6 protein-coding genes are annotated in these 7,336 nt (G+C 31.6%); 5 read left to right on the top strand and 1 reads right to left on the bottom strand.

The window, feature by feature from the left end; translation table 11 throughout:
- A partial coding sequence (locus BMX53_RS09680) for a transposase (RefSeq protein ID WP_143061416.1) occupies window positions 1-286 on the bottom strand: 286 nt, incomplete at its 3' end.
- Window positions 287-345: 59 nt separating this feature from the next.
- Here BMX53_RS09680 and BMX53_RS09675 point away from each other — a divergent pair.
- The 5 genes from BMX53_RS09675 to galE are packed head-to-tail and all read left to right on the top strand — an operon-like array spanning window position 346 to window position 7,174.
- A complete protein-coding gene (locus BMX53_RS09675; protein WP_244154493.1) occupies window positions 346-672 on the top strand; it encodes a hypothetical protein in 327 nt (108 codons plus the stop codon).
- 23 nt (window positions 673-695) lie between these two features.
- Window positions 696-3,497: a tetratricopeptide repeat protein gene (locus BMX53_RS09670; RefSeq protein ID WP_074746001.1), complete on the top strand. Its 2,802-nt coding sequence runs from the start codon at window positions 696-698 to the stop codon at window positions 3,495-3,497.
- 4 nt (window positions 3,498-3,501) lie between these two features.
- Entirely contained in the window at window positions 3,502-5,643 is a 2,142-nt protein-coding gene (locus tag BMX53_RS09665) for a DUF4838 domain-containing protein (RefSeq protein ID WP_074745999.1), read from the top strand.
- A gap of 7 nt (window positions 5,644-5,650) precedes the next feature.
- Entirely contained in the window at window positions 5,651-6,157 is a 507-nt protein-coding gene (locus tag BMX53_RS09660; protein ID WP_074745997.1) for a DUF1573 domain-containing protein, read from the top strand.
- 6 nt (window positions 6,158-6,163) lie between these two features.
- Window positions 6,164-7,174: a UDP-glucose 4-epimerase GalE gene (gene galE / locus BMX53_RS09655; RefSeq protein WP_038986843.1), complete on the top strand. Its 1,011-nt coding sequence runs from the start codon at window positions 6,164-6,166 to the stop codon at window positions 7,172-7,174.
- The last annotated feature ends 162 nt before the right edge of the window (window positions 7,175-7,336 follow it).

Here is a 7,336-nt window from a genome sequence, read left to right as displayed (position 1 = left end):
TTGAGATACTTTTTGTAGAAGTTGTCATTTCAAACACAATCATAAATGCTTTTTGCAAACCAAATTTGACTTTGTGAAATAAGGTATTAGCCGTTGAACTCTCAACATGTTCACAATTATAACAATAGTATGAATGATTAGTTTTTAAACAACCTTTTTGGTGACCACATTTTACACATGTAAAACCGTTTGACCACTTTATTTTGCTTAAATAAGCTTTACAAGATTCGTCATCTGGTAGTTCTTTTACTAAGTTCAGAAGGTTTTGACCCTTAAAAATTTCCATACTATTGATTTTAAGATACTAAAATACGGAAGTTAATTTAATAACTCAATGGATTCTTATTGTTTTTACTATTTACAGATCAGTTAAACTCAGAAACCTTCTGGTTGATGTTGTTGTTCGTATATATGGTAGGAGCTACGATGTCATTAGTTTCTATTTCATTTGATGTAATGGTTAAGAAGCAGTACGATTCATATTTCCAATATTTTAAGTTAATCTTCTTATCTGCTTTTGAAGCCATCCTATACCATCCATTTATTGTATTCTTTAGCCTTAGAGGATATTGGCAGTATATGACCAAAAAGAACTTTAAATGGGGAGAAATGACTCGTCAAGGGTTTACACAAGAGACTACTTCCAAGCCAATGGAAACAACTATATCTTAAATTGAAAAATCTTAAGTGAACAAATGAATAGAATTAAAAGACGCATAAGTAACCTAAGTATATTATTAGCTTTTTCATTGGCTTCTAGTTTTAGCTACGCTCAGACTAAAAGTGTTGAACAAGATAAAGGCGATTATGTAACCCTTGCTAATAAAGAGTTTAATAACGGAAAGTGGGAGACAGGAAAGAGTATTCTAGATAAAGGAATAGTGGAGAATCCTAATGATTCTGATCTACATATGTTATTGGGTAAGTATTATCACCATTTAAAACAGTATGATAAAGCTCGTTATGAATTAAATAAAGCTATAGAAATAACACCTGAAAATATAGACGCTAAACATATTCTGGTCAATGTCGAAACAGAGACTAAGCGATATTCAAGTGCTATCTGTTATGTAAATGAAATATTAGAAGTTAGTCCATATTTAAAGAGTCTTTGGAAAAAGAAGATTCATTTATATGAGTTACAAGGAAATCAAGTTGAGGCAGATCGCCTTAGAAAGAGGCTATTTCAGATCTATCCTAATGATCAGGAGTTAAAGAAAGACTATACATATAGTATCGAAGTAGAAGCTTCTAAGAATAGAATTAGCGGAGATATAGATAAAGCTATTTCTTTAAATAAAGAACTAGTTAAGAATTCTCCTGACAATTTAGAATATCATCTTGTTTTAATAAATGATTTTATAAAAGGTGGTGATACTCCAAATGCTTTAATGTATACAGAGAGAGCATTAGCTGTATTTCCACATAATTCAACTCTATTAAACAAGAAAATAGGAATTTTAGCAGATCAGAAAAATTATGATGTACTCCTTTCTTTTTTACAACAGAATAAATTAAGTAAACAGTATGATTACTATGTCTTAGAAGCAGCAAGACATGCTAAGTTAAATGATCCATTTACTTTGTATAGTTCTGTACTTAGTAAAAACCCTCGTAATGAAGAAGCATTTAATTATGTGTTTAATCAGTTAGTCGCTGAACAGCAATATGAAGAAGCGTTAGTGTATCTAAATAAATTCAAAAGTAGTAATGGTAACTCTAAGAAATTAGCTTTAAAAGAACTACAAGTATATACTCGTTTAGGTAATCAAGGGAAGGTTTCACGCTTAGTAAAAGATTTGCATAAAGAGTATCCAGGAGATAAAGATGTACAGGATAACTATTATCGCATCATGCTTGGAGAAGCTAAATCAAGTATGCAGGATCAGCAGTACGATAAGGCTATTGTACTTTGGCAAACTGTTACGCAGTCTTTAGATAGAGAGATTAGTGATTTAGGGTATCTAGGACTTTATAATGCATATTTAGCTAAAGGGGATTACAGTAGTGCGTTACATACTTTAGGAAACTATGAATTAAACTCATATAATACTGAACAAGTAGGATTTAAGAAAGCAGATTTATACTTTAAATTGCATAATTATAACGCAGCTTTGACAGCATATGAAGAGGAACTTATTGCTAGTTCTGCTGATCAACGAGCACATTACATAAGTGGCTATGAGGAGTTATGTACAGCTATCGTTAAGAAATACAATGAAGATTTCATGTACAATGAAAGTTTGCATTATGTGAAGCGTTGGTTAGCTAATGATCCTAATAATAAAACCGCTCTAGTATATGCAGCTAATTTATCTACACAGGTTAATAAGCAGCAGGATGCTATAAAATACTTAGAACAAGGTATTAACGCTTATCCAGATGATATATATTTTAAATTAAAATTAGCTGATTATCAAGGTAAAGTTACTGAGGACTTTGCTGAAATCTATACTAGTGTATTGTCTCAGGTTATAGCTCAACCTTATCATCAATTAGCGTTGTCTACTTATGAAGAGATTAGTGAGAAGTATGCCTTACAATTAATGAAACAGAATCAAACAGATGAAGCTATTTGTATTTTGGATGAGACATTGACCTATTTGCCTAATAGTAAGATAATCAAGTATACTAAAGGGTTGGTATTAGAAAAGCAGAAGAAGTACAACGAAGCACGATATTATCAATCATTCTATGAACCTTCACTATTAGAATTAGATCAGCACAAAAAGCATCTTGAATTTTTAGGGTATAAATCACTTAAGAATGATATTGACTTACAGTATGTACGCAGTCATTTTGACGAAGAGTCAGGCAGAGATTATTCAATAGCTTCAGCTAATTATACTAGACATGCATTAAATAATAGTTATACAGTAGGAATTAACTATACTGGGCGTGAAGCAGGAAGAGGTATTCAGGGACATTTTGACTGGAGTCATCAGTGGAGTGATAAGTGGAGTAGTAAGGCAGATGTAGCTTTAGCAGATGCTTACTTTCCTAAGTTTGTAATTAATGGATCTGTTTTTAGAGACTTTAATGTATTAGGAGGGATGGAATTTGAGTTAGGAGCAGGTTATAGAATTTTTCAGAAGGATAAAGAAGTAGAGAATAGCAGTGATAAGATGTTTAATATAGTAGTTGGTGCTACTAAAGAAACAGAACAATATCGCTTAAACTTGAAACTAAACAACTTTTTCAGTGGAGGAGAGTATATGTATAACGTAGCATTAAATGCTAAGTATTTCTTATCATCCTCTAAACATTATATTTCTGCAATGGCAGGTGTGGGATCTTCTCCTGACATAGAGTTAATAGATTATCAACTATATGATACTTTCTCTGTTTTAAATACAAATGTAGGAGTAGGATACGGCACATTATTGTTTAAGAATGTTACTGGAAGTATAGCAGGAACATGGCATAACTATAAAGCAAATAATGCAGAGTATAAAAACTTCTATAATCTATATTTTAATATTAATGTAGCCTTTTAAGTAGATGAGATTCTTGTTGTTTATATGTTTATTATTTATCACTAGCTGTAAAGCAGAGAATAAAGTTTCTTTAGAATCAGAGAGTTATGTGATATATGTAGATCAGGGAAGTGTAAGTGAGAGATGGGGGCGTTACTTATATAAGCATTTACAAAATCATACTTTAGACAAAACTATAGTCTCTTTGTCTCTTGAGAAGGATAAAGTTAAGATAGAAGGTGTTAAACACATATACATAGAACTAGATATTAAACTAGATAAAGATTTTTGTATTGCTCATAATAAGGAAGAATTGAGAATCAAAACTAGAGATATTGCCTCTACTGAATGGGTTGTTTATCAACTTATAGAGGCGATTTCTCAAGTAGATAAGCGTTTTAAAACAGATGATTTGCCACCTGCCATATTAGATTTTAGCACTTTCTGTGGTACTCATGATTTTGGATATAGAGAACCATATTATCAAGAGAATTTATTAGTTGATCAATCTGGCGTATTAGGCAATAATAACGTTGAACTTGATTGGGGTATTTGGGGACATAATATTTTAAAAGCCTTACCTAAACCAGTTAAGAATTCTATTTATGCTAAAGTCGATGGAGTGATAAATAAAGAACAATTATGTTTTACTTCAGGAGATTTATATGCAGCATTATCTGAATATATAATTGATAATTATGGATATGGGGTAGAAGAAGATGAGCGCTATCGATTTATGATTGCCCCCTTAGATAATAGTATTGTTTGTAATTGTGGAGGTTGTTATGATTTTAATAAGTCAAGTAACAATGCTTCTGAATCAGTTGCATTTCTTATCAATAAACTAGCTAGACGTTTTCCTAAGTATGAGTTTTATACTATTGCTTATTTATCCACTAAGACAATACCGAAGGTAGGGCTAGAAGCCAATGTAGGGGTGTTTATTAGTACTATTGATTTTCCAAAGGGAATAGCTATCGATAGTGATTATTTAAGTAAAAAGGAAGTAAAGAACTTATTGTATGATATAGAACAGTGGCATACTAAAACAAGTAAAATATTGCTATGGGATTACAGTTCTAATTTTGATGATTATTTAAGTCCTATTCCTGTGCTTTATGGAGCACAAAAACAATTTAAGTATTTTAAAGATAAGGGAGTAAGTGGGGTATTTATGAATGCTAGTGGATATGATTATTCTTCTTTTTCAGATGTACATAATTATGTTTTAACTGCACTAATGAAGAATGTAGAGTTAGACGTAGATACTCTTATACAAAGGTATTTTGAAAAGTTCTATCCTAAAAATGCAACTCTACTAACAACTTATTATACTAAACTAGAAAAGACTTATGAGAGTAAAAAGACACCTTATAATCTGTATGGTTCTCCTAGTGAGATATTTAATACTTATCTAGATGAGCAAGAGTTTGTAGTATTCTACGAAGCAGTAGGGAAGAGTCTAAAAACTACTACAGGAGAGGAGTTAAAACGATTAAATAGGCTATATAAAGCCTTAACATTTACTCGTTTACAATTAGCTTATTATAAAGGTATTGAAGCAAATGGGACAGCTTTATTAAAAGGGCACAAAGTGGTATTTAAAAGTGAAATCAAACAATGGGTTGAAATTCTTAAATCATCTAGTAAATCTGGGATATCTAGTTATAAAGAAGCAGATGGAGACTTAAGTGTTTATACCTCTGTTTGGGATGATATGCTATTAAAAGGCGAGTTCGAGAATTTACTTTTGACTGAAAAATTACTTTTTAAAAATGAAAAAGGTCAATTAATCGAACAAAGTAAGCTATTAAACGATGGATTAATAGGTTTTAGATCAGACTATCATTTTGGATGGTATATAAGTAATGCGAAGGAACTTCATGTAGAGTTTAGTACTAAGCATATAGAGGGAATCAAGAGTTTAAACCTTCGCTTCTTAGTTGATAAAAGGCATCGCTTTAAGGCTCCTACACATATCGAAATATGGTCAGATGGATTACTGATTAAGACTGTTAATGCCTCTTCTTATCATTTATTAGGAAAAACAGCTGAAGCTTCTATTAATCTTGATTTTAAAGGAAGTAATAATATGAAACTCATTTTCTTTAAAAGTGTTGGTGATCGCATTACAACTGCTTTAGACGAGGTTCAAATAACAAATTAAACGAACTATGAAAAAACTAAAATATATAATTCTAACAATGTTTGCACTTACCATTTTAATAGGGTGTAAAAAACAGAAGATAGAGAATACAACTATAGAAGTAGTAGATAATAATAGACATTATTATCCCGTGTTACAAGGTCAAGAGAAAACAATGGTTTTTCCTTTAATTAATAAAGGAGAACATCCATTCTTGTTGACAGATATGATTGTTTCTTGTGGATGTATTATCGCTAAAAAAGAGTCTTTAATGCGTATTCCTGCAGGAGGTGAAGGAAAGCTTATTTTAAAGTTTGATACTACTAAGAATGTAGGATTTGTCAAGCATTATGTAACGCTTTATGGCAATTTTGCCAATACTGATAAAATAGAAGTTTCTTTTGATTTAAACGTTGTGCCTGATGCGCATTATACTAAGGATTATGAAGAGCTTTTTGAAGAACATAAAGGAGATAATGTAAAAGACTTGGTCGATGGAAAGATTGATAGAGATTATTACCTAGACCTTAAATAAAATGCTATGAAGAAAATATTAGTTACAGGTGGATTAGGATATATAGGTTCACATACAGTAGTTGAGTTAATTAATAGCAACTATGAAGTAGTTATTATTGATGATTTGTCAAATTCTCAAGTAGAGGTATTGCAGAATATCAAAAAATTGACAGGAGTAGAACCATCATTTTATTGTTCAGATCTAAAAGACAGAGCATTAGTGAGTAAGGTTTTTGAAGAACATGCTATAGCAGGTGTTATTCATTTTGCCGCTTATAAATCAGTAGGCGAGAGTCAGCAGATTCCTTTAGATTATTATGAGAATAATATATGTTCTCTAATTAATCTTTTGCAAGAAATGAAAACAAGATCAGTAGATAACTTTATTTTCAGTTCTTCATGTACTGTTTATGGACAAGCTGACCATATGCCAATAAGTGAAGAAACACCTCTTAAAATGCCAGAGTCATGCTATGGAAAAACGAAGCAGATGGGCGAAGAGATTATTAAGGATTATATCGAAGCAGAACGTAAAAAAGCTACTCTTTTGCGCTATTTTAATCCTATCGGTGCTCATCCTTCAGGTTTGTTAGGAGAGCTTCCTAGAGGTATTCCTAATAACCTAATTCCTTATGTTGTTCAGACAGCTGCAGGAGTAAGAGAGTGCCTTAGTATTTTTGGTGATGATTATCCTACAGAAGATGGTACGGCTATTAGAGATTATATATATGTGATAGATTTAGCTAGAGCACACGTAGCAGCTTTAAATAAGCTATTACAAAGTGAAGAGTTAATGTGTTTAGATATTTACAATCTTGGTACAGGTAAAGGAACTTCGGTTCTAGAAATAGTTAAAAGTTTCCAAAAGATAAATAAACAGGTTGTACCGTTTAAGATGTGTGACAGGAGACCTGGAGATATAGTTGTGGCTTATGCTGATGCTTCTAAGGCTGAGAAAGAATTAAACTGGACAGCAGGTACTTCTATAGAAGAATCATTGAGAACAGCATGGAATTGGCAGCAGACATTAGTCTAGATTATTAGAAAAAGCTGACTAATAAATCGATTGTAATTTTCGTTAAAATGAGTGTGAACGCAGTGTTTGGAGCTGTTAACCCCTTTTTTTTAATGTTAAGTTTAAGTAGTTTTGCGTATTAAACGAAAAAGAAAATAAATAGAGTTTTCTCTTATTAATATT

The organism is Myroides marinus, assembly GCF_900109075.1.
GTDB classification, from domain to species: domain Bacteria; phylum Bacteroidota; class Bacteroidia; order Flavobacteriales; family Flavobacteriaceae; genus Flavobacterium; species Flavobacterium marinum_A.
Note: the sequence above shows the minus strand (reverse complement) of the source record. Positions and strands in the feature narration are given on the sequence as shown.